Raw genomic sequence first — 24409 nt, 5'->3', positions numbered from 1 at the left:
TGCGTGGACGAGTTGTTGGTGCCCTTGTCGTTGGTCGCACCGTTCCACGGACCCGCCTCGCCCTCACCGGAGACACCGGTGACATCGGCGGTCACAGTGCCCGAGACCCACGCGGTGCGGCCGGCACCATTGGCGGCCAGCGACGGCGAGATCAGGACACTCTCGCCGGTACGCCCGACGACCGCACCCGGCCCGGCCTTCTGCCCGTCCGGCAGCGGCACAAACGTGTCGGCATGCGCCGCACCGGTCGACATCAGGCCGATCGCCACGGCCGCGGCAGCACCGACGCCAGCAATACGGATGCCGCGCTTACGGATCTCGCTCATTGAATCCCCTCACAGGTCTAGCGCTCACCTCTCGCCTGACCAGGCGGTGAGCACGGTTGCCCCGCAAAGCTAAATGGTTGAACACCCCACGAATAGATCGGAAACCTCACTTTTACACATCATTAACTGAGGGGGTGACCCAGGTAACAGCAAAAAGCCGGAGACGACGGAAATGTCCGTTTCGTCCCCGGCTTCTGCCGGCCGATCACACGAGCGTGATTAGGTCGCATCCCGTTCGTGATTGGGCCTTGACTGTTTTGTGATTCATCTCACCGATGGTTCGTTGGGCCTGAGATCAGCCGAGGCTGAACGGCTGTCCCCACAGGGTGATGGTGCTGCTGACGTTCTTGGTGTTGGCGGTGACCTTCACGTACGAGCGGGCCTGCGCGTAGCCGGCGCAGCCCTCGACGCCGAGGGTGGAGTCGGCCCAGGTGACGCTGCCGCTCTTGCCCTTGAAGCTGTTGGCGCCGGAGTGCGACTCGCCGCCGAAGTCGTCGGCCTTCTCCAGGTCGAGGAGTTTGACGTTCTTGGCCTGGCCGGGGGCGATGGACAGGTTGCCCGCGCTCTTGGCGGTCTGCTTGACGCTCTCGCCCTCCCAGTTCGAGGACATGCCGGTGTCGGCGCCGCCCTTGCCGCCGAGGGTCAGCTGGCAGGCCACCACGTAGCCGGGCTCGATCTTGCCGCCGTCGGCGTTGGCGCCGGAGAGTTCGACCTTGGTGGAGCCGGAGACCCACACGTTGCGGTGCAGCGGGGTCGATCCCATCGCCGGGGAGATGTTGGCGGACTCGCCGGTGCGGGTAACGGTGACGACGGTGCCGTCGACGAGGGTCTCGGTGATCGAGCCGTCGGGCAGCGGGACGAAGGTGTCGGCGTTTGCCGCGCCTGCGGACAGGAAGCCGAGGGCGATCGCGGCGGTGGCACCGACGGCGGCGGTCTGCAGCCCGCGGCGCAGGCCGTTCTTACTGGCGTTCATTGTTCCCCTCTGAGGGTCTGGGTTCGCGAATGCGAGAAAGTGTGTGGGCGAAGAAGGTCAGGTCAGCCGATGCTGAACGGCTGGCCGTACAGGGTGGTCTTGGAGTAGTTGTCGCCGACGATCTCGACCACCGTGTAAGAACGAGCCTGGGCGAAGCCGCCGCAGTTCTGGATCTCGAGCTGGGTGTCCTGGTACTGGACGGAGTACTTGCCGTTCTTCTTGATGTCCTTGCCCGCGACATTCACGAACTTGACCTGGCCGGCCGAGACCGGGACGGTCAGCGAACCGGAGATCGAGGGACCGGAGAGGTCGATGCCTGCGCCGATGGAGCCGCCGAGGCCGGTGATGTCGACCTGGCACCCGACGATGTAGCCGGTGCTGATCCGCGAGACGCCGTGCGTCGAGGAGTTGTTGGTGCCCTTGTCGTTGGTGGCACCGTTGAACGGCCCCACCTCGCCTTCCTTGGTGATGCCCTTGACGTCCGCCGTGACGGTGCCCGAGACCCACGCGGTGCGGCCGGCGCCATTGGCGGCCAGCGACGGGGAGATCAGGGCGCTCTCGCCGGTGCGGGAGACGACCGCTCCCGGTCCGGCCTTCTGCCCGTCGGGCAGCGGCACCAGGGTGTCGGCCTGCGCCGCACCGGTGGACATCAGGCCGATCGCCACCGCCGCAGCGGCGCCTGCGCCTGCGATGCGGGCGCCACGGCGCAGGCCGGACTTGCGGTTCTCGCTCATTCGTTCCCCTCAAAGGTTCTGCTACTTCTCAACCTCGACCGCCGAGGCTGATGAGTGGTCCATACGGCCCGGCGAAGTATTGCCAACAATGGTGACCACGAGGTGAACTCGAGGTGATCAATGCGGGGCTGAGATTCGCCGGAGATATTTCCCCCGAATTCGGGGGAAAAGCTCCCGGCAGACGCGCATTTCTGAGCTCCGCCGACCCTGTTCCTGTACTGACTCGCGGAGGAGGTTAACCACGCCTGACCAGCATGGCAACGTTTGGAGAACCGCAGAACCCGGTGAGCCGCACCACTTCGTCAAGGTTGTGTTTCGCCATTCGGCGAAACGTGCGACGGAAGGGTTGACAATTTCGCGGGGGAAGGTGTTCACCCGGCGTTTCATCGCCGTCAATGTCGCGGCTTCCTCGGCCGATTTTCGCAATCGGACAAAACGGGATCAGCCGTGGTGCGGGGGAACCTGTCGCCGCAGCCAATCGTCGGCCGACGAGGAGTCATCGGCCGAGCCCTCGGAACGTTCGTCCCGGGTGGTCTCGGGCAGGACATCGCCGAAAACGCGCGCCAGCCGGGCCCGATCGATCGGGTCCCGGCTGGGTGCGTTCTCGGCGCGGTCGGCGATGACTAGTCCTCTATCCCGGAGAGCTCCCCGATCACGTGACCGGCGAGCGGGCTGAGTGTGGCCATCCCGTCGCGGATGGCCGCTCGGGACGATGCCAGGTTCACCACGAGGGTACTGCCGGAGACCCCGACGAGTCCCCTGGACAGCCCGGCGTCGAGCGCTCCCGCCGCCAGGCCCGACGAGCGCAGCGCCTCGCTGATGCCCGGGATCTCACGGTCGAGCACCGCCGCGGTGGCGTCCGGGGTGACGTCGCGGGGCGAGACCCCGGTTCCGCCAACGGAGATGACCAGATCCACACCACCGATCACCGCGGTGTTGAGTGCGTTGCGGATCTCCACCTCGTCCGCCGACACCGCGACGGTCGCGTCGACGAGGAAGCCCGCCTCTCCGAGCAGTTCCGTGACCAGCGGTCCGATCGCGTCGACCTCTGCACCGTGGGCAGCGCGGTCGTCGACGATCACGACGAGGGCCCGCCCGGCAAGTGTGGCTTCGATGTCCATGACTCCTACGGTAGTGCCCGGCACCACGGCCGGCCCCGACCGCCCGTGAATCCGCCGGACCGCGACGGACGAACGGCCGTGCCTGTCGGCACGGCCGTTCGTCGGGTACATCAGCGACCGCCCTGCGTCGGCGCGGTGCCGAGGGTGACCTCGACGGTCTTTTCGCCGAGTCCCTTGGCGTCGGTGTAGGTGATCTTCACCTTGTCCCCCGGCGCGTGCGAGCGGACCGCCGCGATCAGGGCGTCACCGCTGTCGATGACTCGATCGTCGACCCGGGTGATCACCGCGCCCCCTGGGATCCCGGCCTGCTCGGCGGGACCACCGGGCGAGACGTCCTTGACGCCTGCCCCGTGCGAATCATCCTTGGAGGGAACCGTGACGCCGATGATCGCCTGCGAGGCCTTGCCGGTCTTGCTCAGCTCGTCGGCGATGCGCCGGGCCTGGTCGACCGGGATCGCGAATCCGAGGCCGATCGAGCCGCCCTGCTGGCCGCCCGCCTGGGCGCCGCCGAGGGTGGCGATCGCCGTGTTGATGCCGATCAGCTTGCCCTCCATGTCGACGAGCGCCCCACCGGAGTTGCCGGGGTTGATCGCCGCGTCGGTCTGGATGGCGTCGATGACCGTGCTCTGGTTCGCGGCCTCCCCGCTGGTGGACACCGGCCGGTTCAGCGAGGAGATGATGCCGCTGGTGACGGTGCCGGCCAAACCGAGCGGCGAGCCGATCGCCACGACGCCCTGACCGACCTGGAGGTCGGCGGAGTTGCCCAGCTCGATCGGGGTCAGGTCGTTCTTGCCGTCGACCTTGATCACCGCGAGGTCCGACATCGGGTCCGTGCCGACCAGCTTGGCGGAGGCGGTGGATCCATCGGAGAACGCGACCATGATCTTGCCGTCCGGCCCTGCGCCCGCCGCGACGTGATTGTTGGTCAGGATCAGCCCGTCCGAGGACAGGATGACGCCCGAGCCCTCGCCCTCGGCCTGCCTGCCCGCGACCTGGATCTGCACCACGCTCGGCAGCACCTTCTGCGCCACCGCCTGCACGGAGCCCGCGGGCGCGTTCGCCGCCGGCTTGGCGTTGGCCTGCGGGGCGTTCAGCGAGTTCGTGACCGGCCCGGAGCTGTCGCCCGCGGCCCAGGCGCCCGCGAGGCCGCCGATACCGCCGCTGACCAGGGCCAGCGCGATCGCACCGGTGGCGAGGGCGACGCGGGAGGGCCGGGGCTTGGTGGTCGTGGACGCACCGAGAGCGGTGGCCGCGTCCGCGGTCGGGGCGGTGGCGCCTGCCCCCGCGGTCGGGTACTGCTCGGTCGGCCGGTAGGCGCCATACGGCGCCTGCGCGTACCCCTGCTGCTGATAGGGCTGCTGGTACTGCGGGTACGCCGCGGTCGGCTCGGCCGACGCCTGCTCGTGGCCCGCCTGCGGCATTCCGACGGTCGGCGGGGTCGACTGGTGGCTGGGCTGCGCCGGCTCATGGCCCGGCTGCGGCTGGTTCGGCTGACTGCTGCGGTCGTCGGTCATCGCGTTTGGTATCCGTTTCTCCCCTGCGCGCCCTCGGCGCACTGTGTTCGATCTCGTTACTCACGACTCTGCACGAGCGGTCTGAGAGGGCGCTGAGATCAGGCTGTCAGTTTGCCGAGACCCTTCCTGTCGCCTGTCCGCCCGGCACGAACTCGGACTCTCCCGGCAGCACGATTGTGATGAGCGCGCCCCCGAGCTCGGACGGGCCCGCCTCGACGGTGCCGCCGTGCTTGACCACGACCTGCCGGACGATGGCCAGCCCCAGCCCGGATCCGGGCATCGACCGGGCGGCGGTCGACCGGTGGAACCGCTCGAACACCAGCTGTCGGTCCTCCTCCGGGATGCCGGGGCCCGCGTCGGCGACGGTCAACGCGAGGTGGCCGCCGTCGAGCTGCTGCATCCGGACCTGGACTGCCTGGCCGGGCGGACTCCACTTGGCCGCGTTGTCGAGCACGTTCAGCACGGCCCTCGCGAGGCCTGCACCGTCGCCGTAGACGAACCACGGCGTCGTGTGTGCCTCGAAGTCGACCTCGTTGCGCCGCCTACGGACCCGTTCGAGCGAGCGTTCCACGGTGTCGCTGAGATCGATCCGCTCGTGCACGGTCTCGGGCGCATCCTCCCGGGCCAGATCGACGAGATCGCCCACCAGGGTGGAGAGCTCCTCGATCTGCGCGACCACGTCCTCGCGCAGTTCCGCCATGTCCTCATCCGGAATCTGCGGCGCCCCAGGGCGTCCCGCCGCGATGAGCAATTCCATGTTGGTGCGGAGCGAGGTCAGAGGTGTACGCAGTTCGTGGCCCGCGTCCGCGACCAGCCGGCTCTGCCGGTCTCGCGACTCGGCGAGCGCCCGCAGCATCGTGTTGAACGACACGGTCAGCCGCGCCAACTCGTCGTTGCCGGTGACCGGGATCGGGGTGAGGTCGTCGGTTTTGGCGACCCGCTCGGCGGCCGCGGTGAGACGCGCGATCGGTCGTAATCCTGTTCGTCCCACTGCCATCCCGGCCAGGGCGGCGAGTCCGACTCCGCAACCGCCGACGGTGAACAGCACCCACGCGAGCCGATCGAGCACCTCCCCCGTCGTGGCCAGGCGTTGCGCGATCACCAGGGTGCTGCCGAGATTCGTCCGCTGGGTGAGCACGCGCTGGCCGTCGACGGTGCGCAGCGAGCTGTCGTGTTCGCCCTTGGCCACCGACATCTCGGCGTTCCCGATCGGCGCGTTGGAGCCGGGCGGCATGTACACGTTCTGGTCCGGGAAGATCAGCGCGACGCTGATGTCGTCCGAGTAGAAGGTGGCCAGCGAGATGTACCGGAAGTCCATCGCGTCGAGGTTGTTGTCGATGAGGGTGGCCGAGCGGGTACGCAGCTGCGAGTCGACCTCGGCGTAGAGCGCGCGGGAGACCACCGCGTACGCGGCGATGGCCATGACCGCGACCGCGATCGCCACCACCGAGGCCGCGAGCAGGGTGACGCGCCAGCGCAGCGACACCGACCGCGTCAGCGGCATCGGTGGCCGCATCTCGGGCATCGGTGCCTGCTCGCCGTTGACGCCGGTGCCGTTCGTGGCCGTGCCGTTCCGACCGAAGGGGGCAACCATCACGGGGGCGTCTCCCGGAGCACGTAGCCCACACCGCGCACGGTGTGGATGAGGCGGGATTCCCCCTCCGCCTCGGTCTTTCGCCGCAGATAACCCACATACACCTCCAGTGCGTTGCCCGAGGTCGGGAAGTCGTAGCCCCATACCTCCTCGAGGATGCGGCTGCGGGTGAGCACCCGGCGCGGGTTCGCCATCAACATCTCGAGCAGTGAGAACTCGGTGCGAGTGAGGCTGATCGAGCGGCCCGCCCTGGTGACCTCGCGGGTGACCGGGTCGAGGGTGAGGTCCTCGAAGGTCATCGCCTCCGATTCGGCCCCCACGTCGGGCGTGGCACGGCGCAGCAGCGCGCGCAGCCGGGCGAGCAACTCCTCGAGCGCGAATGGCTTGGGCAGGTAGTCGTCTGCACCCGCGTCGAGGCCCGCGACGCGCTCCGACACCGAGTCCCGCGCCGTCAGAACGAGGATCGGCAGGTCGTCACCCGTGCTGCGCAGCCGCCGGCACACCTCGAGCCCGTCGAGGCGCGGCATCATCACGTCCAGCACCAGCGCGTCGGGTCGCGCCGCCGCGACCTTCTCGAGCGCGTCGACGCCGTCGACGGCGAGGTCGACGGTGTAGCTGTTGAAGGTCAGGGATCGGCGGAGGGATTCCCGCACGGCACGGTCGTCGTCGACCACCAGGATGCGCATGGTCACAGTTTGACCCCACGAACTGAGATCACGCTGAGAGGGGTCTGAGCGGCGGCGGTCAATTGTGACCCCTCAGCTCTCGGACACCCGGGGGCCGGGCAGGTTCCAGTGCCGCCACAGCGCGAGCAGTCGTACCGTCGAGGCCGACACCGTGCCCACCACGAGCCCGAGGTTCGGCGTGAGCCCGAACTCCAGGCACGCCACCGTGACGGTGGACCCGATCAGCGCGGGCACCGCGTACAGATCGCGGTGCAGCAGCAGCGGCATCTCGTTGACGAGCATGTCGCGCAGCACGCCGCCGCCGATCGCGGTGGTCGCCCCGATCAGGCACGCGGCCTGATTGCTGGCGCCCACGGCGAGCGCGATGACCGCGCCGCTGCTGGCGAACAGCCCCATGCCGATGGCGTCGAGCACCAGGATCTCGCGGCGCAGTTTCGAGACCGCCGGGTGCAGGAAGAACACGATCACGGACGTGACCAACGCGGTGGTGAAGTTCGGCCAGGTGTTCAGCGCGGTCGGCGGGTGGATGCCGAGGAGCACGTCGCGGATGACACCGCCGCCGATGGCGGTGAACACCCCGAGCAGACAGACCCCGAAGATGTCGAGGCGCTTGCTGACACCGACGAGGGCGCCGGAGGCGGCGAACGCCACGACGCCGATCAACTCCAGCACCTTGAGCAGCACCGGTCCAGGGTGCCACGGCGGCGGGCGGTCAGCCGTCAGCCGGTCCGGGACCGGCCGACGGCCATCGGGTCAGCGCGCGCCGGGTTCGTAGACTCCGAGCCGCACCGCACGGACCAGTCGCCGCGGCACCCGGTGGGACACCCCACCGACGGTCACCTCGACCAGGTCCGGTGCGGTGGCCTTCCACTGGGCTCGGCGGTTGCGGGTGTTCGAGCGCGACATGCGTCGCTTCGGGACTGCCATTTCCTGTTCGCTCCTTCTGTTGTGTCAGGTGAGGCCGTCAGCGAGCGCGCTTGCCGTATCGGCGCTCGAACTTCTCGACGCGGCCCGCGGTGTCCATCAGCCGGGCGGCTCCGGTCCAGAACGGGTGCGACTCGTTGGTCACGTCGACCACGACGAGGGGGTAGCGGTTGCCGTCCTCCCAGTCGATGCTGCGGTCGCTGACGACGGTGGACCTGGTCAGGAAGGTCGACCCCGTGGCCGAGTCCTGGAAGACCACCGGGTGGTAGTCGGGGTGGATGCCGTTCTTCATGCGCGATCCTCTCTGTTGGTCTCGCCGGGTAGCGAGTCGATTGCCTGCTGTCCTGGCCCGCCGTCGGTGTCCCCGTCCCCGCAGGGGTCCTCGTGCCATTCCCCGAACGGGTCCGGCCAGTTCCCCCAGTCGGACTCGTGCCGCAGTTCCTCGTCGGTGACAAGGGCCCACCGCAGGGTCCGGTCGATGTGGTCCGGGTCCGCGGCGTGCACGAGCACGATCAGCGAGGTGTCGCGGTCGCCGAACCGCTCGTCCCAGCGCAGCGCCGCCATGGCCCGGCGTGCGGTCGACACCGACTCCTGCTCCGCCGCGGTCATCGCCGCGAGCCAGCGTCCGGCGGCGGCGACCCGCAGCCCGCCGCCCGCGGATTCGAGCCAGCACACGTGCTCGGGCTGGGTGGCCAACCACAGTCGGCCGCGCGCGGTGACCACGCCGTCCAGCAGCACGTCGACGGCCTCGTGCAGGCGCTCCGGATGGAAGGGACGATCGGCGGTGAACTCGATGATCGAGACGCCACAGTCCTCGTCGAGCGGCGGTTGCCCACGCAGCAGGGCCGAGTGTGCATCGCCGACCTCGCCTCGCCTGGCGCCCGCGGGAATCCGCGCTAGCAGCCGCTCGGCCTCGACCGCGCCGCCCTCGGCCACCCAGTCGATCGGCGCCGACGGCGCCAGCCGGGTCAGCACCGCGTGCAGCTTCGCCTGCGCCCAGCCGTCGGCCGCGCGACCGGAGACCACGAGGGCGTCGGCGTAGTCGACCTGCCCGACGACCAGCTGCGCGACCGTGCGCTCGTCGTCGCCGCCCGCCGTCAGTCCCCGATCGTCCAACCCGTCGTCGCCGGTCGCGTCGTCGAGCCAGGTCGCGGCGTCGATGCAGGTGACGACGGCCTCGACCCGCACGTCGCGCGATGCCGGACCGTCGATCTGCCCGACCACTCCCGCGACCGCGACGTGCTCGATCGCCCAGCACAGCGCCTCGGGTTCGAGCGCCCGGTCCAGGTGCAGCACGATCCGCCGGACCGAGCTGCGCGCGTGCAGGCGGCGCAGCAAGGGCAGCAGGTCCTCGCGGAGCGTGCAGGAGACGCAGCCGTGGGCGAGCTCGAGAATGTGGGTCCGCACGATGCCGTCGGTCCCGGTGACCGTGCGGCGCAGGACGCCCTCCCCCAGGTGCCCGAGGTCGTGATGCACCAGCACGGTTCCGTCGCCGAGTAGGGCCCGCGCGGTGGCGCCGACGGCGTCCGTCCACCCCGACACCAGAACCAGCGGCGTCCGCGGATCACTCACCTCAACACCTCTTTCGATAACGATTGTCATTAGCTGATAGCAACGCTACAGTGAACTCACGCTGTTGTCGAAAATGATTGTCATCTCTATGCGAGAGGGCTCAGGAGGAACACCATGTCGGCGCACTGCCAGGTGACCGGACGCAAACCGGGATTCGGTAAATCCGTGTCCCACTCCCACACGCGGACCAACCGCCGGTGGGACCCGAACATCCAGAAGAAGACCTACTACCTGGCCGGCGAGGGCCGACGCATCACGCTCACCGTGTCCGCGAAGGGCATCAAGACCATCGACCGGGACGGCATCGAGGCCGTCGTTGCCCGGATCCGCGCACGGGGAGAAAAGGTCTGATGGCGCGCAACGAGATCCGTCCGATCGTGAAGCTCAAGTCCACCGCCGGCACCGGGTACACCTACGTCACCCGCAAGAACCGCCGCAACGACCCGGACCGGATGGTGCTCCGCAAGTACGACCCGGTGGTCCGCAGGCACGTCGATTTCAGGGAAGAGCGCTAGGCATGGCCAAGAAGTCCAAGATCGCCAAGAACGAGCAGCGCAAGCTCGTGGTCGCCCGGTTCGCCGAGCGCCGGGCCGAACTGAAGGAGATCATCCGGCGGCCGTCGAGCAGCGACGAGGAGCGTGGGAGCGCCCGCACCGCCCTGCAGCGTCTGCCGCGCGATGCGAGTCCGGTACGATTGCGAAATCGTGACGCTGCGGACGGACGTCCGCGAGGTCACCTACGGAAATTCGGCCTGTCTCGTGTGCGTGTGCGCGAGATGGCCCATCGTGGGGAACTGCCAGGCGTCCGCAAGTCCAGCTGGTAATTCGAGCCGTAAGGGAAGCAATGGCAGTCAAGAGAGCCCCGTCCAAGAAGCCGCGCGGCGCTGACGCGGGCCGCAAGCCCAAGAAGAACCCGCTTTTCGCGGCGAAGATCACGCACGTCGACTACAAGGACGTGAACCTGCTCCGCACGTTCATCTCCGACCGCGGCAAGATCCGTAGCCGTCGCGTCACGGGCCTGACCCCGCAGCAGCAGCGTCAGGTTGCCGTCGCGGTGAAGAACGCCCGCGAGATGGCCCTGCTGCCGTTCACCAGCACCAGCCGGTAGTCAGCGCAGAAGCCGAGGCCGCGCAGTCCGCAAGGACTGCGCGGCCTTCTGCGTTCCCGGGCGCCTCGCCGAGTGTGCAGCTACCCACGCTCCCTCCCGGCATTTGCCCCGACAACTGCACACTCGGCGGTCAGCTGCGGACCACGTCGAGCAGCGCGGGGTCGACGACATCGGCCAGGCGGTCCCACGGCACCGTGATCACCACCAGCCCGATCGCGTGCGGACCCACCTGGTAGTCCGAGAAGTGGACCTCCATCCCGGCGGGCGTCGGCAGCCAGTTCGCGAAGTTGAGCTCGGTTGGCGCGATCCCCTCGCGCTCGAATTCCTCACCGGCCGCGGTGGCGGGCAGCAACCGAGCGGACTCCTCGGAGAGCCGGTTCAGCCCGGCCTGCAGGTCGGGAAACAACGCCGCCAGCGTGATCGGCTGAGCATCGTCGACGCCCACCACCACCGTGGCGACCAGCGGGGTGGGGTGCGCCCCGGGCGGGTTGGCATTCCACGAGGTCACCAGCAGGCCGCTGACCACCCGACCCCCGATCCGGGCGAACGCCTCCCGGCCCTCCAACGTGAACCGTTCATCGCCGGGGCCGTCGATCTGGTCCTGCAAGGCCGCCGCGACGGACTCGTTGAACTCGGCGGCCACCGCGGGATTGCCGCCCTCGATCCGCGGGAGCGTGACGTCGTAACGAACGCGCCCGGTGTCGCCGGTCGACCGGCTGGTGGTCGCGATGTACGGCCCGGAGGCCTGCGGACCGTCGGCCGTGGAGGGCGTCACCTCCGACGTCACCGCCGGCGCGGACGACTGCACCGCTGACGGCTCGGGCACCGCGGTCCCACCGCCGCCCGAGGAACAGGCCGCAAGGCCGGCGACGAGCACGAGCGCCACGGCTCCTCGGCGCAGGATGCGGGACGCTCGCATGGGTGCACTCCTCTCGACGGGTGGATCCATGATGCGCCCAGTGCCGGTCCCGCGAGGCGCTCCGGAGTTCTCCGCGTGGCGGACGACTAGACTCTTGCGGGTTCTATGAGGAGGTCCGCGGGGTGTCAGGTGTGTTCGCGGGCTTCACGGTCATCTTCGTCGTCATCGCCATCGGCTACATCCTCGGCCGGACACGGGTGCTCGGCGAGCACGGCGAATTCGTGCTCGGGCGGTTGGTGTTCTTCGTCGCCACCCCAGCGCTGCTCTTCGACACCCTCGCCACCGCCGACCTGGCGACGGTCTTCTCCCCCACCCTCGCGGTCGCCGCGGCCACGGCCTTCGCGGTCGGCGGCGTGTACCTGGCGATCGCGCTCGGCTGGCTGCGCAGGCCCCTGCCCGAATCCACGATCGGGGCGCTGGCCGCCTCCTACGTGAACTCCGCCAACCTGGGCATCCCGATCTCGGTGTTCGTGCTCGGCGACGCATCGTTCGTGGCACCGCTGCTGCTGTTCCAGATCGTGGTGTACTCCCCGATCGCGCTGACCGCGCTCGACCTGGCGACCACCCGCAAGGGCACCTCGATCCGCGGCACCCTCATCACCCCGTTCCTCAACCCCATCGTGGTCGCCGGAATCGCCGGACTCGTGGTTGCCATCGCCGGCTGGACGCTGCCGGAATCGCTGATCCAGCCGTTCCGGCTCATCGGCGGCGCCTCCGTGCCCGGGGCGCTGCTGGCCTTCGGGTTGTCGCTGTACGGGGTCCGCGTGCTGCAACGCGGCGTCAGTCCCCGCCGCGAGATCGCGCTCGCCTCGGTGTTCAAGATCCTGGTCCAGCCGGTGTTGGCCTACCTGATGGCCCGGTTCCTGCTCGGCCTCGACGGCCACGACCTGTTCGCAGTTGTGGTCGTCTCCGCGCTGCCGACCGCGCAGAACGTGTTCGTCTACGCCAGCCGCTACCAGCGCGGCACGGTGCTCGCCCGCGACACCGCCCTGGTCACCACCCTGGCCTCTATCCCCGCCATCGCGCTCGTCGCCTGGGCGCTGGCCTGACCCGCCGACACTCGCGGGGACGGCCGCCCAGCGCGCTCGGCGCGTTACGGTGAGCTCATGCGCACCCTCGTCGTCGCGGCCCTGCTGAGCCTGGCCCTGGCCGGTTGCGCCTCCTCGGACCCGGAAACCGCCCCGAGCTCACCCGCGGTGACCACGCAGGCACCGATCGTCGAGGGGACGAGCCCGGCGCCGGCGCCGGTGAACGACCCCGACGCCGAGCCCGGCATGATGTTCACGGCCGACCCGACCATCGTCGATGCGCACCCCACCCCCTTCGAGTCCTACACCGTGGTGGGCGAGGCAGGCGACCGCGTGGCCGTGCACTTCACCGCCGGGGCCCCCGAGTGCTACGGCGCCGATGCCACCGTCACCGAGTCCGCCGCCGGCGTCACCATCGCGTTGCGCACCGGCACCAGGGCGGACGCGGTGGACCGGGTCTGCGTCATGATCGCGGTGCAGGCCACCCTCGAGGTGCAGCTCGCCGCGCCTCTCGGCAACCGACAGGTGATCAGCGGCTAGCGCCAACCGACCCGTTCAGCGCCGACGCAGGCGCATGTAGTCGCTGACCACCGCCGCACCGAGCCCGTCCAGGTCCGGGGCCACCACCCGGCCGCCGACCCGCTGCGCCATCTTGTCGACCACCCTGGCCAGTCCCGAATCGTCGCCGAGCCGGAATATCGTCACCGCAGCGCCGAGCCGCGCGAGGTTGTCGAACTCACGGACGGTGAGCCCCAACGTCTTCGGGTGCGGCGGATAGTCGAAGAAGGCGTGCCCGTCCGGTTCGAGGTGTGCCGTCGGTTCCCCATCCGTGACGATGAGGACGACCGGTTGCGCGTTCGGATTGCGCCGTAGGTGCCTGCCCGCGAGCAACAACGCGTGGTGGAGGTTGGTGCCCTGGTCCCAGGCGCCGTCGAGCCCCGCCAGCTCGGCCGGGGTGAGCTGCTGCGCCAGTCGGCCGAACGCGATCAGCTGGAGGTCGTCGCCGCGAAAGCGCGTGGTGATCAGGTGGTTCAACGCCAGGGCCGTGCGCTTCATCGGCACCCACCTGCCGTCCATCACCATCGAGAACGAGGTGTCGACGAGCAGCGCGACCGCGGCGTGCACGCGCTGCTCGGTCTCGGCGATCTCGACGTCCGAGACCTGCAGCTGAATCCGATCCGAAGTCAGCGGATTCCCCTGCTGCGCCGCACGGAGCACCGCGTTCGTCACCGTCCGCGTCACGTCCCACGGCTCGGTGTCGCCGAACTCCCAGCCCCGGCTGGCCCCCGTCGGCTCCCCCGTCGCGCCTGCCCGCTGGGTGTCGCGCTCGCCGCTCCGACCCGAGAGTCGCTGCGCCACATCCCGAAACGCCGACTGCCCGAGCTCGCGCATGGCCTTCGGCGAGAGCCGCCACTGGCCGTCCGCCCCGCGGGCGAGGAAGCCCTGCCGCTGCAGCGCCTGCTCCAGCTCGGCCAGCGTGCGGGCGTCGGCCGCCGCGCCGTCACCGAGCTGTCGGGCCAGGGCCTCCGGGTCGATGTCGTCGAGCTGCGCGCCCGCGTATTGCTGGGAGAGCTGCTCGGCGAGCTGCTCCAGCTCCGCAATGTCCGCCAGGGCCCCCGTCCCCTCCCCCAGTCCCATCCCGTCGTCACCGCGGAAGCGCTGGGTGCCGTCCCAGTCCTCGCCGGGACGAGCCGACCGCAGGTTCGCGTCCAGGCGGTCCAGCTGATCGATCAGGCTGGGGCTGCCGAACGCCTGCTGCGCCAACGCGTCCAGCTCGGCACGCTGCTCGGTGGTGAGCGAGTTGCGCAGCCGCTGAGCAGCCGCGGCCCGTCGCGCCAGCGAATCGAGCAGCTCCTCGGTGTTGCGCGGGTTCTCCGGGAAGTAGTCGCCGTGCTCCGCCATGAACTCGTCGAAGTCGGACTGGGTGTCCTCGCCGCGAGAGTGCTTGTCCAGCAGGTCGTTCAGGTCGCGGAGCATCGCGTCGATGCGGTCACGATCCTCGTCGGTCGCGCCGGCGAGGGCCTCCTTCATCCCCGCGAACCGCTGATCGAGCAACTCCCGCCCGAGCAGCTCGCGGATCTTCTCGTAGTCCTCGCGGGCCGACGCGTCGCGCCAGCGGTACTCCGACAGGTCCCGGACGGCCTGGGCCGTCGACGAGGGCAGCTCGTCGAGCTGCAGTTCGGAGAACCGGGCGTCGTCGTCCAGCGCGCGCGCCAGCTCCTTGCGCTCGGCCAGCAGCGCACGCTCCAACAGCTCGCGGACCTCGTCGAGGGTGCCACCGAGATGATTGCGCTCCAACAGCTCTCGCCTGCGCCGATTCGCCCGCGCCGCGAGGTCGTCGAGCCCGCGGGTGTCCGCGGTGCCGCGTCGCATCAGCTCCCGCAGCGCCCGTCGGGGAGACGCGCCCTCGAGCACGTCGTTGCCGATCGCCTCCAGCGCCTCCCGGAGATCCACCGGCGGGAGCAGCGGATCCGGTCCACCCTGGTACGGCCCGTACCGCGCCCGGTGCGGATCACCCCGGCCCCCTGACCGGGGACGCCGGGAACCGGGCCGCGGCGGCCCGGTCATCCGCTGTACACCAGCTGTCCGTCTTCGTCGGGGAACTTCGCGATGCGGCGGGCCAGGTACAGCCCCTCCAACGCCAGCTCCACCGCGGACGCCCGCGCCCCCGTGCTCTCGGCACCGAAGCGCTCGGCCACCTCGTCCAGCACATCGATCTCGGGCAGCTCGCCGAGCAGGTCCTTCGCGGTAACGCGGTCGCCGGTGACCACCGGTCCGCCCGCCTCGACCGCCGCCACCAGGGGCGCCAGGTCCACGCCACCGAGCCGCTCGCGCACCGTGTCCGCGGTCGCCCGGCGCAGCAGGTGCTCGAGCACGTCCAACTCGCGGCCCTCCTCGCCGGACTCGAACTCCACCTTGCCGCGCAGCACCTCGATCACCGTGCCCAGATCGACCGGCCGCGCCACCGGATCTGACTCACCGAGCACCGCCCCGCGGTGCACCGCGGCCGCGCTGACGGTCTCGGCGCCTGCCACCGCGAATCGGGCGGACACCCCCGAACGCTGGTCCACGGAGGAGGACTCGCGCAGCAGCCGGGTGAACCGGGCCAGGATCTCCAGGAGGTGGTCGGGCACCTCGGCGCGCAGGTGCGCCTCCTGCTCGATGACCGCGATCTCGTCCTCGAGCGCGGCCGGGTAGTGGGTGCGGATCTCGGCGCCGAAGCGGTCCTTCAGCGGGGTGATGATGCGGCCGCGGTTCGTGTAGTCCTCCGGGTTCGCGCTGGCCACCAGGACCACGTCCAGCGGCAGCCGCAGGGTGTATCCGCGCACCTGGATGTCGCGCTCCTCCATCACGTTCAGCAGCGAGACCTGGATCCGTTCGGCCAGGTCGGGCAGCTCGTTGATGCCGACGATGCCGCGATGCGCGCGCGGGACCAACCCGAAGTGGATGGTCTCCGGGTCGCCAAGGCTGCGGCCCTCGGCGACCTTCACCGGATCCACGTCGCCGACCAGGTCCGCCACCGAGGTGTCCGGGGTCGCGAGCTTCTCCGAGTAGCGCTCGTCGCGGTGCCGCCAGGCCACCGGCAGCTCGTCCCCCATGGCGGCCGCGCGGCGGATCGAGGCGGGCGTGATCGGCTCGTACGGGTGCTCGCCCAGCTCCGAGCCCTCGATCACCGGGGTCCACTCGTCGAGCAGCAGCGGCAGGGTCCGCAGCAGCCGGGTCTTGCCCTGGCCACGCTCGCCGAGCAGCACGACGTCGTGGCCGGCGATCAGGGCCCGCTCGAGCTGCGGCAGCACCGTGTCGCCGAAACCGACGATCCCCGGCCACGGCTCGCGGCCGTCGCGCAGCGCCGCGAGCAGGTTCTCTCGCATCTCGTCCCGGACCGGTCGCAGCACGTGTCCGGACGCGCGAAGTTCGCCGACCGTGCGCGGAAAACCATCGGGGGCCATGGCAGTCACCACTTCACGCTACGAGCGTTCGGCGAATTCGGCACGCGTGTGGCCAAATCGGCATCTACCGCGCCGCGTGCCGCGTGGCCGATTCGAGACCTCGGATCGCGGACATCGCGGCACACCGAGGGGTAGTTTTCCGCGGGTGCGGGTTGCACTCGGCAGTCCGCCGCGTCGAGATGCGGAGTACCCATCATGACTGCGGAGCACGATCACGACACCACCCCACCTGCGAACAAGCGCCTGCTGGCCCTCGCCGTGGTCCTGCTGCTGCTGCCGATCGTCGCCATCCTGTGGGTCTCGACCTACGCGCGCAGTGGCCCCGAACTGGGCGGCGTGCCCTTCTTCTTCTGGTACCAGTTCCTGTGGGTGTTCCTCTGCGCAGGCGCCACCTGGTCGGCCTACAAGATCGTGCTGAAGGCCCGCCCGCACCGGCCGATGACCGAGGGGCCCGCGCCCGAGGTCACCGACGGCGGGTCCGACCGGTGACCACGCCGGCCGCGAGCGACACCGGCGTCAACGGCGTGGCCCTGGCCGTCCTGATCGCCCTGTTCACGCTCGTCACGGTGATGGGATTCCTGGCCTCGCGCTGGCGCAGGGCGTCGAACCTGCAGACCCTCGACGAGTGGGGGCTCGGCGGCCGAAGCTTCGGCACCTGGGTGACGTGGTTCCTGATCGGCGGCGACATCTACACCGCGTACACCTTCATCGCGGTGCCTGCCGCGATGTTCGCGCTCGGCTCGGTGAGCGGCTTCTTCGCGATCCCGTACGCGATCGTGGTGTACCCGATCATCTTCGTCTTCATGTCGCGACTGTGGTCGGTGAGCCACCGGCACGGGTACGTCACCACCGCAGACTTCGTCGGCGGCCGGTACGGCTCCCGCTGGCTCTCGCTGGCGATGGCGCTGACCGGCATCCTCGCGACCATGCCGTACATCGCGCTGCAGCTGGTGGGCATCCAGGCCGTGCTCGAGGTCATCGGCATCGGCGGCGCGGACAACGTGATCGCCAAGGACCTGCCCCTGCTCATCGCGTTCGCGGTACTGGCCGCCTACACCTACTCGTCGGGCCTGCGCGCGCCCGCGATCATCGCGTTCGTCAAGGACACGCTGATCTACCTGGTCATCATCGTGGCTGTGATCTACCTGCCGTCCCGCTACGGCGGCTGGGGCCACATCTTCGACGCCGCCGAGGCGAAGATGGCCACCCCGAATCCCGCCACCGGTAAACCGACCGGGACATTCATCCCGAACAGCCAGCAGTACTGGGCCTACGCGACACTGGCGCTCGGCTCGGCCCTGGCACTGTTCATGTACCCGCACTCGATCACCGCCACCCTGTCGTCGAAGTCCCGCAACACCATTCGGCGCAACGCCGCGATTCTGCCCGCCTACACGTTCCTGCTGGGCCTGCTCGCCCTGCTCGGCTGGGTGGCGATCGCCGCGGGCACCAAGCCGATCGGGCTGGACGGCAAACCCAATGCGCAGCTGGTGGTCCCGCAGCTGTTCGAGGACGCCTTCCCCGCCTGGTTCGCCGGGGTCGCGTTCTCGGCGATCGCGATCGGCGCGCTGGTGCCGGCGGCGATCATGTCCATCGCGGCCGCAAATCTGTTCACCCGCAACGTGTACCGCGAATGGTTCAGGCCCGGCGCGACACCCGCGCAGGAGGCCAAGGTCAGCAAACTGACCTCGTTGTTCGTCAAGTTCGTCGCGCTGATCTTCGTGCTGACCCTCGACAAGCAGAACGCCATCAACTTCCAGCTGCTTGGCGGCATCTGGATCCTGCAGACGTTCCCCGCCATCGTGTTCGGGCTCTACACCCGCTGGTTCCATCGGTGGGCGCTGCTCGCGGGATGGGCGGTCGGCATGGTGTACGGCACGATCGCGGCGTACAACGTCTCGTCCGCCACCGCGGCGCATTTCGCCGGATCGCTAGCCTCGATCCCCGGCATCGCGCAGATGGGCTACATCGCGTTGACGGCGTTCGTGGTCAACATCATCGTCGCGGCGGTGCTCACGCTGGTCATGCGGGCGGTCAAGGCCCCGGACGGGGTGGACGCGACCATCAGGGGCGACTACTTCGCGGACGCGGGCGATCCCCGGGTCGCGCCGCTGCCGCCGACCCCGACGGAGGCCACCCCCAGCCCGTGACGGATGAATCCGGTGGGCACGCCGTGGAAGACTCCTAGACTCTGCCAATGGAGACCTGGCTGCTGCCCGCCCTGCTCGGACTCGGACTGGCCGCCGCCACCGGCCTGCGCACCTTCCTGCCGCTGCTGATGCTCAGCGCGGCCGCACACTTCGAACTGTTCGGCATCTCCCTCGGCGAGAGCTTCGCGTGGGTCGGGTCGACCGGCGCGTTGGTCGCCCTTGCCGCCGCCACCGCCGCCGAGCTGCTCGCCGACCTGATCCCGTTGGTGGACAACGCACTCGGGATGTTCGGCACCATCTCGAGGCCGATCGCGGCGGCCATCGCGGCGGGCGCGGTGTTCACCGACCTCGACCCGTCGACCGCGGTGATCGCGGGCATCATCGTCGGCGCGCCCACCGCGCTCGCGTTCAGCGCGGCGCAGACCGGAACCCGCGCGGTGAGCACCGCGACCACCGGAGGTCTCGCAAACCCCGCGCTGTCGGTGATCGAGGACGGCGTCTCGTTCGGCATGGTGCTGGTGGCCTTCCTGCTGCCGCTGCTCATCCCGCTGGTGCTGGGCCTGATGCTGTGGTTCGCATGGAAGGGCGCGCGCCGGGTGCGGGCGCTGCGTTCATAGGGGCATACCGCAGACTTCACACCCGGCGCACCACTCAGCCCGGGATCTGGCCGGCCAGCGCGTTCCGCTTGAAGTCGGAGAACTGGCGGCTGTCCGAGCAGAAGCCGCAGTTCGGACCGAAGAACTCGGCGCGGGCGTTCGCGTCGTCCATCAGCCAGTACCGGAGCCAGGCCGTGGACGGTGCGCGCATGTCACCGCCCGAGATGCCGGTGCCGAAGTGGGTGGCGCCGCGCAGTTCCGCGTACTCCGCCGGGACGTGGTCGGCGTCGTTGTACATGCCCTTCACCAGGATCGGCCACACGATCGCGTCGAACTGCCCGGCGAGGAACAGCACGGGCTCGTCGATCAGATCGACGTCGTTGAGCGGTCCCGGCTGGATCGCGACGACGGTGTCGACCCGGGGGTCGACGGCGGCGTTGATCGCGCCCGAGCCGCCCTGGGAGTGTCCCGCGGATCCGACCCGGTCCAGGTCCACCTTGCCGTGGAAGACGCTGGCGGGGTCGGCATTGAGGTTCTCGATGAGGTCGATGCCGCTGCGCATGGTGATCGCGAAGTTGCTGGCGGGGGTGTTGGCGGCGACCACGATGAAGCCGTGGCTGGCGTAGTGCCGCAGCAACAGGGTGTACGCGCCGGGGAGCACCCCGGTGCCGTTGCCCCAGATGACCACGGGATGCTTCTCGCCGCGCGCCCCCATGTTCTGCGGGTAGTACAGCGTGTGCACCGCACCGATGCTGACCTCCGGCGTATAGGGACCGGGCGCGGCCCAATTCCGCCCGACGCTCGGGATGCCCTCGGCCTGCGCGGGCGCGGCGACGGCCGTCAGTGTCACCGCGGTGACCGCGGCCGTGACGGCGGCGGCCAGCCAGGCGCGGAGGATGGAAGTGCGAGTGCGCATGCGCGAACACCTTCCCTTTCGATAGTCGCCCGAGGGCGGGTTGCGCACCGGCACAGCATGACTCCGGGCCGGTGACGGGGAGTTCATGGCGTGAAAGCTATGCCGCGCCCTCGACGCGTGCAGCCGAAATCCGATCTCCGCGCGGGCCTTGTGCCCGAGCACAATCGGGCGGCCCCTGCACTGGCTCGGCTGCCCAGATCGGGCTATCGGCGAGCGGCCTCGACAGCCAGCGCCAGCTCGATCATCGCGCGCGGGTCGGTGATGGATCGGGCGGTGAGGTCCTCGATCCGCCGCAACCGGTTCAGGACGGTGTTGCGGTGACAGAACAGCGTCGTGGCCGCGCCCGCAGCCGAGCCGCCCGCGTCCAGCCAGGCGGTGACGGTGTCGAGCAACAGGTCACGTTCCACCGGCGGCAACCGGAGCACCCGGCCGAGCACCACCGTTCGGAGTCGCTCCGCGAGATCCGGCTGGGCGGCGACCAGTGCGATCGGCAGCCGCCGATCGAGCACCACCACCTCGTCGGTGTCGGGCCCGCAGGTCTGCAACGCGATCTCGGCGAGCCAACGGGCCCTGGCCAGCTCGGCCAGCGAACCCACCACCGGGCTGATCCCGGCGGCCACGCCCTGTTCCTCCAGCAGCCTGGCGGGCTCGGCCACCTCGTCCGACCCGAGCGAGATCAGCCCCACCTCGTGATCCGCGCGGATCCGCCACAGGATGTGGAAGCCCCCGGTCGCCGAGTAGCCCCGGTCCCGGGGCAGACCGGCACCCCGCCCGACCGACCGCACCACGGCCACCGCGTAGCGGCCGCGCTCGGCCAGCCCAAGAAACGCCGACGCCTCCGCGACGAGGCCCGCTCCCCCGCCGACGGGGAAGTCGGCTCCCGGCCCGCCGAGCAGGACGTCGAGCACGGCGTTCCGCCGCTCGCCGTCCCGCGCCAGGCGCTCGGATTCCGCCTCATGGTAGGCATCGGCGACCGCGCCGACGAGGAGGTCGACGATGTCCCACAGATCGCCCACGCACGGCAGGAGGTCGGGCAGCGAGGCCGGGTACTCCTCGGCCACCGTCTCGATCATGGCCTGCCAGAGCAGCCGGCAGCCGCGTCGGTACGCGTCCTGCAGCGAGGACAGCGGCAGGCCCTGCTCGGCCCGGGTCCGGCCGGTCCAGGCGGCGTCGGAGAGGTCGACGGGACGATCCTCGGAGCGGTCGAGCATCGAGGTCATGGCCTGGCCGAGGTTGTGCAGGATCGTGTCCCGCAGCTCCGCGGGGGCGACCAGCGCGGCGTAGGCGCCGTCCTCGGCGAGGATCTGCTCGGCCAGCCCCGCGGCGATCGCGGGCAGTCGCCCCGAGAGCGGCCGCGCCACCGCGGTCAGGATGTGTGAGGCGTTGTCCCCGTCGCGCACCCAGCCGCCGCCCTTCTCCGCGAGACCATCCCGCGGCCGCAGGCACGGTGCGCGATGAGCAGGATGGTAGCCCGCGGGGCGGCGCCGACGGGCTCGTTCCCCGGCCCCCCGCTCTGGTAGACAGTGGGCCATGGCCGACACCGAGATCACCTTTGCCAGCGGCGACGTCACCCTGCACGGCAGCCTGCGGCTCCCCGACGGCGTGTCGGGCCCGGTGCCCGCGGCGCTGCTCCTCGCCGGCAGCGGGCCGACCGACCGCAACGGGGACAGCGCCCTGATGCCCGGGTCCATCGGCACCCTCCGCTTCCTGGCCGACACGATGGCGGACGCCGGCTTCGCGAGCCTGCGCTACGACAAGCTCGGCAGCGGGGAGACCGGACTGGGGCCGTACGAGGTCGAGGACGTCGCGGGGCTCGGCTTCTCCACCTTCGTGGACGCGGCCGCCGACGGGCTGGATTACCTTGCGGCGCAACCAGATGTCGATGCGGACCGGCTGCTGGTGGTCGGGCACAGCGAGGGCGCTCTGGTCGGGCTCGCGCTTGCGGTCGCCGATGACGCCCCTGCCCTCGCCGGGCTCGGCCTGCTCGAGCCGCTCGCGGTCCGGCTGCTGGACCTGCTGACCCGGCAGATCAACGCGCAGGTGGACGGCGCCCTCGGCGCCGGGGCGCTCCCGCTCGAGCTGGCCGACGAGCTGCGCACCGCGCTGACCGAGGCCGTCGAGTCGTTGCGCGCCGACGGCACCCTCCCCGACGATCTGCCCGAGCCGCTGCGGATGGCCGGGTTCGTGCCGGTCAACGCCAAGGCGCTCGCCGAGGAGGATGCGCTCGACCCGCGCGTGCTGGCGGGCGCGCTGCCCGCGGGACTGCCGGTGCTGACCAGTTGCTCGGCGCGGGACACCCAGGTCGCGGACGCCGACGTGGACGCGCTGGACGTGGCGCTGGCCGCCGCAGCGTTGACATCGGTGCGGATGACCACGGCCAATCACGTGCTCAAGGAGATCGGCGAGCGGGACTCGACCGGCGCCGACTACATCGAGGACCTGCCCTACTCAGCGGAGTTCACCGCCGGGTTCCGGAACTGGCTCGCCGGGCTCTAGGCCACGTCTCCCGACCTGTTCGACTGGTTGGACGCGAGGTCGATCTCGTCAGCTCTCCCACGAGGTGCTCGTGGCATGCCGGTCCGAATCGAAGCGAACGACCAGGAGCTGATCGGAATCATCCGGCGACAGCGTGAAGTCGATCCAGCTCACCAGTCCGCCACCCTCGCCCACAGACAAGACGAACGCCTTCGGGTCCAGGAGAGCCACCAACTCCTCCGCCGTCGCGCGTTGACCTCGATACGCCTCGTGCGCTTTCCGAACCTCGGGAAGGTCGAGCTCGTCCGTGTGGAACTCCACGAACTGGGCGACCTGCGTCCCCGTGCCGAGATCCTCCACGAGGAGCTTGCGCGCCTTGCCGACCAACTCGGGGAACGCGTCGATGAGGACACCCGTCTCACCCAGGAGCTCGCCGTTCCGAGAGACACTCTCGAAGATGCTCAACCACACGGGCACAGCACCGTTCGGAGTTCGAATGGTGACCTCGTCGGCAAATCCGGAATCTGTGTCCAACGACAGCGGACCCACCAGCTCCGAGTGAATTGTCACCTGCATCCCGCAAGCATGCCCTAGTCGTCCCTGGCAGCGGTCGTCCCGGGCCCGCGGCCGTCTCGGGCCCGCGGCCGTCTCGGGCCCGCGGCCGTCGCCGAGCGTGCAGCTGCCGTCGCGCCTACCCGAGCGATGTCCCGACAACTGCACTCTCGGCCGATCTGTGGACAACCGAATCGGTTCTCCACAGATCGCCGCGGACCCTGTCGGAGCCGTGACCCATCGGCCAGTCTCGACGGATGGGGGAATTCGACGAACCGTTCTCGGGCAGCGCGGCCGTCGCGGTCGGCACTGTGACCGACCGGCAACTACGCCTGAACTTCCACCGGATCCACCGAGATGTGTACATCGCCAAGGGAATCAGGATCGACGCGATCCTCCGCGCGCGGGCCGCGGCGCTCTGGGCCGGCGAGGACGGGATCCTCGCCGGGATGTCCGCCGCGGCGGTGCACGGCACCAAATGGATCGACCCGGGCACCCGCGCGGAGCTGTTCCGGACGGGCAGCAGGCGCAGCACGTCGGGAGTGCTGATCCACGGTGACGCACTGGGTCCGGACGAGATCTGCCTCGCCGGTGGGTGGCTCGCGTCGACCCCGGCCCGCACCGGCTACGACCTCGGCCGTCGGCTGCCGTTCGACCGCGCGGTCGAGATGCTCGACGCACTCTGCAACGCCACCGACACGAAGCCCGAGGAGATCCGTGCGGTCGCCGAGAATCACAGCGGGGCAAGGGGAATCATCCAGCTCCGTCATGTCCTCGAACTCGTCGACGGCGGCGCGGAGTCGCCGCAGGAGACCCGAACCCGGCTGCTGCTGATCGACGGCGGGTTGCCGCGCCCGTCGACGCAGATCGCCGTCCGGGACGGGCGAGGCCGCGTCGTCGCGCGGTCGGACATGGGATGGGAACGCTGGAAGGTTCTCGTGGAATACGACGGCGAGCAGCACTGGACCGACGAGAGCCAACGCGCGTGGGATGTCGAGCGGCTCGAACTGCTGGCGAACCTCGGGTGGCGGGTGGTCCGCGTCGGTTCCGCGCAGCTGCGACTGCGTCCGCACACGGTCGCCAAGCGCGCCCGTGCCGCGCTGTGGGAGGCGGGCGCCCCGGTCTGACCACCCCGTCGAGTGTGCAGATTCCGTCGTCCCATCTCGGCCGATGCACCGGCAGATGCACTCTCGGCGGCCCAGGCGCGGGAATCCGAGATGCGCTGGCCGCCGGCGTGCTGTAGCGTTCTCGCCTAACCAACGACGCCTAGAC

Annotated in this window: 29 protein-coding genes; 11 read left to right on the top strand and 18 right to left on the bottom strand. The window is 70.0% G+C overall.

All coding sequences use genetic code 11. The annotated features are described in order from the left end of the window. The 12 genes from C8K38_RS24655 to mrf form a co-directional block, all read right to left on the bottom strand. Positions 1-326, bottom strand: a 326-nt coding sequence (locus C8K38_RS24655; RefSeq protein ID WP_179800700.1) for an MspA family porin, incomplete at its 3' end; no start/stop codon positions are given. A gap of 295 nt (positions 327-621) precedes the next feature. Then, on the bottom strand, positions 622-1299 hold the full coding sequence (locus tag C8K38_RS24650) for an MspA family porin (RefSeq protein ID WP_097213990.1): 678 nt from the start codon (positions 1297-1299) through the stop codon (positions 622-624). A gap of 62 nt (positions 1300-1361) precedes the next feature. Beyond that, the gene (locus tag C8K38_RS24645; RefSeq protein WP_077042645.1) at positions 1362-2033 is read right to left on the bottom strand and encodes an MspA family porin; all 672 of its coding nucleotides are present in this window, start codon (positions 2031-2033) and stop codon (positions 1362-1364) included. Between the two features lie 441 nt (positions 2034-2474). Then, a complete protein-coding gene (locus C8K38_RS27915; RefSeq protein ID WP_097214008.1) occupies positions 2475-2654 on the bottom strand; it encodes a hypothetical protein in 180 nt (59 codons plus the stop codon). A 2-nt stretch (positions 2655-2656) separates the two neighbouring features. Continuing rightward, complete coding sequence (locus tag C8K38_RS24635; RefSeq protein WP_037176160.1) at positions 2657-3154, bottom strand: MogA/MoaB family molybdenum cofactor biosynthesis protein; 498 nt, start codon at positions 3152-3154, stop codon at positions 2657-2659. Positions 3155-3264: 110 nt separating this feature from the next. Next, complete coding sequence (locus tag C8K38_RS24630; RefSeq protein WP_097213989.1) at positions 3265-4668, bottom strand: S1C family serine protease; 1404 nt, start codon at positions 4666-4668, stop codon at positions 3265-3267. A 106-nt stretch (positions 4669-4774) separates the two neighbouring features. Then, positions 4775-6262 carry a sensor histidine kinase gene (locus tag C8K38_RS24625; RefSeq protein WP_097213988.1) on the bottom strand — a complete coding sequence of 496 codons (1488 nt, stop codon included), beginning with the start codon at positions 6260-6262 and terminating at the stop codon, positions 4775-4777. Further along, entirely contained in the window at positions 6262-6948 is a 687-nt protein-coding gene (locus tag C8K38_RS24620; RefSeq protein WP_097214007.1) for a response regulator transcription factor, read from the bottom strand. Before C8K38_RS24620 ends, C8K38_RS24625 begins: the two co-directional genes overlap by 1 nt. A 72-nt stretch (positions 6949-7020) precedes the next feature. Continuing rightward, positions 7021-7632: a trimeric intracellular cation channel family protein gene (locus C8K38_RS24615; protein ID WP_097213987.1), complete on the bottom strand. Its 612-nt coding sequence runs from the start codon at positions 7630-7632 to the stop codon at positions 7021-7023. A 69-nt stretch (positions 7633-7701) separates the two neighbouring features. Continuing rightward, positions 7702-7875 carry a 50S ribosomal protein L32 gene (gene rpmF, locus C8K38_RS24610; protein WP_097213986.1) on the bottom strand — a complete coding sequence of 58 codons (174 nt, stop codon included), beginning with the start codon at positions 7873-7875 and terminating at the stop codon, positions 7702-7704. 37 nt (positions 7876-7912) lie between these two features. Further along, positions 7913-8164, bottom strand: a complete 252-nt coding sequence (locus tag C8K38_RS24605; RefSeq protein ID WP_097213985.1) for a type B 50S ribosomal protein L31 — start codon at positions 8162-8164, stop codon at positions 7913-7915. Then, entirely contained in the window at positions 8161-9474 is a 1314-nt protein-coding gene (gene mrf, locus C8K38_RS24600) for a ribosome hibernation factor-recruiting GTPase MRF (RefSeq protein ID WP_097213984.1), read from the bottom strand. The genes C8K38_RS24605 and mrf overlap by 4 nt, the downstream gene beginning before the upstream one ends. Positions 9475-9558: 84 nt before the next feature. Between mrf and rpmB the strand changes: the two genes are divergently transcribed. Genes rpmB through rpsR form a run of 4 tightly spaced genes read left to right on the top strand, consistent with a single transcriptional unit; the run spans position 9559 to position 10551 of the window. After that, positions 9559-9795 carry a 50S ribosomal protein L28 gene (rpmB, locus tag C8K38_RS24595; RefSeq protein WP_072751748.1) on the top strand — a complete coding sequence of 79 codons (237 nt, stop codon included), beginning with the start codon at positions 9559-9561 and terminating at the stop codon, positions 9793-9795. Beyond that, positions 9795-9959, top strand: a complete 165-nt coding sequence (gene rpmG / locus C8K38_RS24590) for a 50S ribosomal protein L33 (RefSeq protein ID WP_027500790.1) — start codon at positions 9795-9797, stop codon at positions 9957-9959. Before rpmB ends, rpmG begins: the two co-directional genes overlap by 1 nt. Before the next feature lie 2 nt (positions 9960-9961). Beyond that, the gene (gene rpsN, locus C8K38_RS24585; RefSeq protein ID WP_097213983.1) at positions 9962-10267 is read left to right on the top strand and encodes a 30S ribosomal protein S14; all 306 of its coding nucleotides are present in this window, start codon (positions 9962-9964) and stop codon (positions 10265-10267) included. A 20-nt stretch (positions 10268-10287) separates the two neighbouring features. Beyond that, positions 10288-10551: a 30S ribosomal protein S18 gene (gene rpsR, locus C8K38_RS24580; RefSeq protein WP_027500792.1), complete on the top strand. Its 264-nt coding sequence runs from the start codon at positions 10288-10290 to the stop codon at positions 10549-10551. Positions 10552-10681: 130 nt separating this feature from the next. Here rpsR and C8K38_RS24575 read toward each other — a convergent pair whose 3' ends face one another. Further along, positions 10682-11470, bottom strand: coding sequence for an RsiV family protein (locus tag C8K38_RS24575; protein ID WP_097213982.1), 789 nt, complete (start codon positions 11468-11470; stop codon positions 10682-10684). A 122-nt stretch (positions 11471-11592) separates the two neighbouring features. Between C8K38_RS24575 and C8K38_RS24570 the strand changes: the two genes are divergently transcribed. Both C8K38_RS24570 and C8K38_RS24565 read left to right on the top strand, forming a co-directional pair. Then, positions 11593-12519 (top strand): AEC family transporter, encoded by a 927-nt coding sequence (locus C8K38_RS24570; protein WP_097213981.1) that lies wholly within the window; start codon positions 11593-11595, stop codon positions 12517-12519. A gap of 57 nt (positions 12520-12576) precedes the next feature. Continuing rightward, positions 12577-13038 carry a hypothetical protein gene (locus C8K38_RS24565; protein WP_097213980.1) on the top strand — a complete coding sequence of 154 codons (462 nt, stop codon included), beginning with the start codon at positions 12577-12579 and terminating at the stop codon, positions 13036-13038. 15 nt (positions 13039-13053) lie between these two features. Here C8K38_RS24565 and C8K38_RS24560 read toward each other — a convergent pair whose 3' ends face one another. Next, positions 13054-15066 (bottom strand): vWA domain-containing protein, encoded by a 2013-nt coding sequence (locus C8K38_RS24560; RefSeq protein ID WP_257017789.1) that lies wholly within the window; start codon positions 15064-15066, stop codon positions 13054-13056. Next, complete coding sequence (locus C8K38_RS24555) at positions 15063-16448, bottom strand: sigma 54-interacting transcriptional regulator (protein WP_097213979.1); 1386 nt, start codon at positions 16446-16448, stop codon at positions 15063-15065. The genes C8K38_RS24560 and C8K38_RS24555 overlap by 4 nt, the downstream gene beginning before the upstream one ends. Before the next feature lie 195 nt (positions 16449-16643). Here C8K38_RS24555 and C8K38_RS24550 point away from each other — a divergent pair, with 195 nt between their 5' ends. Genes C8K38_RS24550 through C8K38_RS24540 form a run of 3 tightly spaced genes read left to right on the top strand, consistent with a single transcriptional unit; the run spans position 16644 to position 19215 of the window. After that, complete coding sequence (locus C8K38_RS24550) at positions 16644-16937, top strand: DUF3311 domain-containing protein (RefSeq protein ID WP_097213978.1); 294 nt, start codon at positions 16644-16646, stop codon at positions 16935-16937. Then, a complete protein-coding gene (mctP, locus tag C8K38_RS24545; RefSeq protein ID WP_097213977.1) occupies positions 16934-18598 on the top strand; it encodes a monocarboxylate uptake permease MctP in 1665 nt (554 codons plus the stop codon). Before C8K38_RS24550 ends, mctP begins: the two co-directional genes overlap by 4 nt. A 47-nt stretch (positions 18599-18645) precedes the next feature. Then, positions 18646-19215, top strand: a complete 570-nt coding sequence (locus tag C8K38_RS24540) for a DUF4126 domain-containing protein (RefSeq protein ID WP_097213976.1) — start codon at positions 18646-18648, stop codon at positions 19213-19215. 34 nt (positions 19216-19249) lie between these two features. Here the strand turns inward: C8K38_RS24540 and C8K38_RS24535 are convergent, their stop codons facing one another. Both C8K38_RS24535 and C8K38_RS24530 read right to left on the bottom strand, forming a co-directional pair. After that, positions 19250-20110 carry an alpha/beta hydrolase family protein gene (locus tag C8K38_RS24535; protein ID WP_097213975.1) on the bottom strand — a complete coding sequence of 287 codons (861 nt, stop codon included), beginning with the start codon at positions 20108-20110 and terminating at the stop codon, positions 19250-19252. A 203-nt stretch (positions 20111-20313) separates the two neighbouring features. After that, entirely contained in the window at positions 20314-21510 is a 1197-nt protein-coding gene (locus tag C8K38_RS24530; protein WP_099459062.1) for a helix-turn-helix domain-containing protein, read from the bottom strand. Between the two features lie 130 nt (positions 21511-21640). Between C8K38_RS24530 and C8K38_RS24525 the strand changes: the two genes are divergently transcribed. Next, positions 21641-22606, top strand: a complete 966-nt coding sequence (locus C8K38_RS24525; protein WP_097213973.1) for an alpha/beta hydrolase family protein — start codon at positions 21641-21643, stop codon at positions 22604-22606. Between the two features lie 48 nt (positions 22607-22654). On the opposite strand, the gene C8K38_RS24520 is transcribed toward C8K38_RS24525, so the two are convergent. Then, positions 22655-23161, bottom strand: coding sequence for a DUF2004 domain-containing protein (locus tag C8K38_RS24520; RefSeq protein WP_097213972.1), 507 nt, complete (start codon positions 23159-23161; stop codon positions 22655-22657). A gap of 233 nt (positions 23162-23394) precedes the next feature. On the opposite strand from C8K38_RS24520, the gene C8K38_RS24515 reads away from it, so the two are divergent. Next, a complete protein-coding gene (locus C8K38_RS24515) occupies positions 23395-24264 on the top strand; it encodes an endonuclease domain-containing protein (RefSeq protein ID WP_097213971.1) in 870 nt (289 codons plus the stop codon). The last annotated feature ends 145 nt before the right edge of the window (positions 24265-24409 follow it).

It is taken from the genome of Rhodococcus sp. OK611, assembly GCF_003050885.1.
In the GTDB taxonomy this organism is placed as follows: domain Bacteria; phylum Actinomycetota; class Actinomycetes; order Mycobacteriales; family Mycobacteriaceae; genus Rhodococcus_G; species Rhodococcus_G oryzae.
This window is presented reverse-complemented; position numbering and strand designations above follow the sequence as displayed.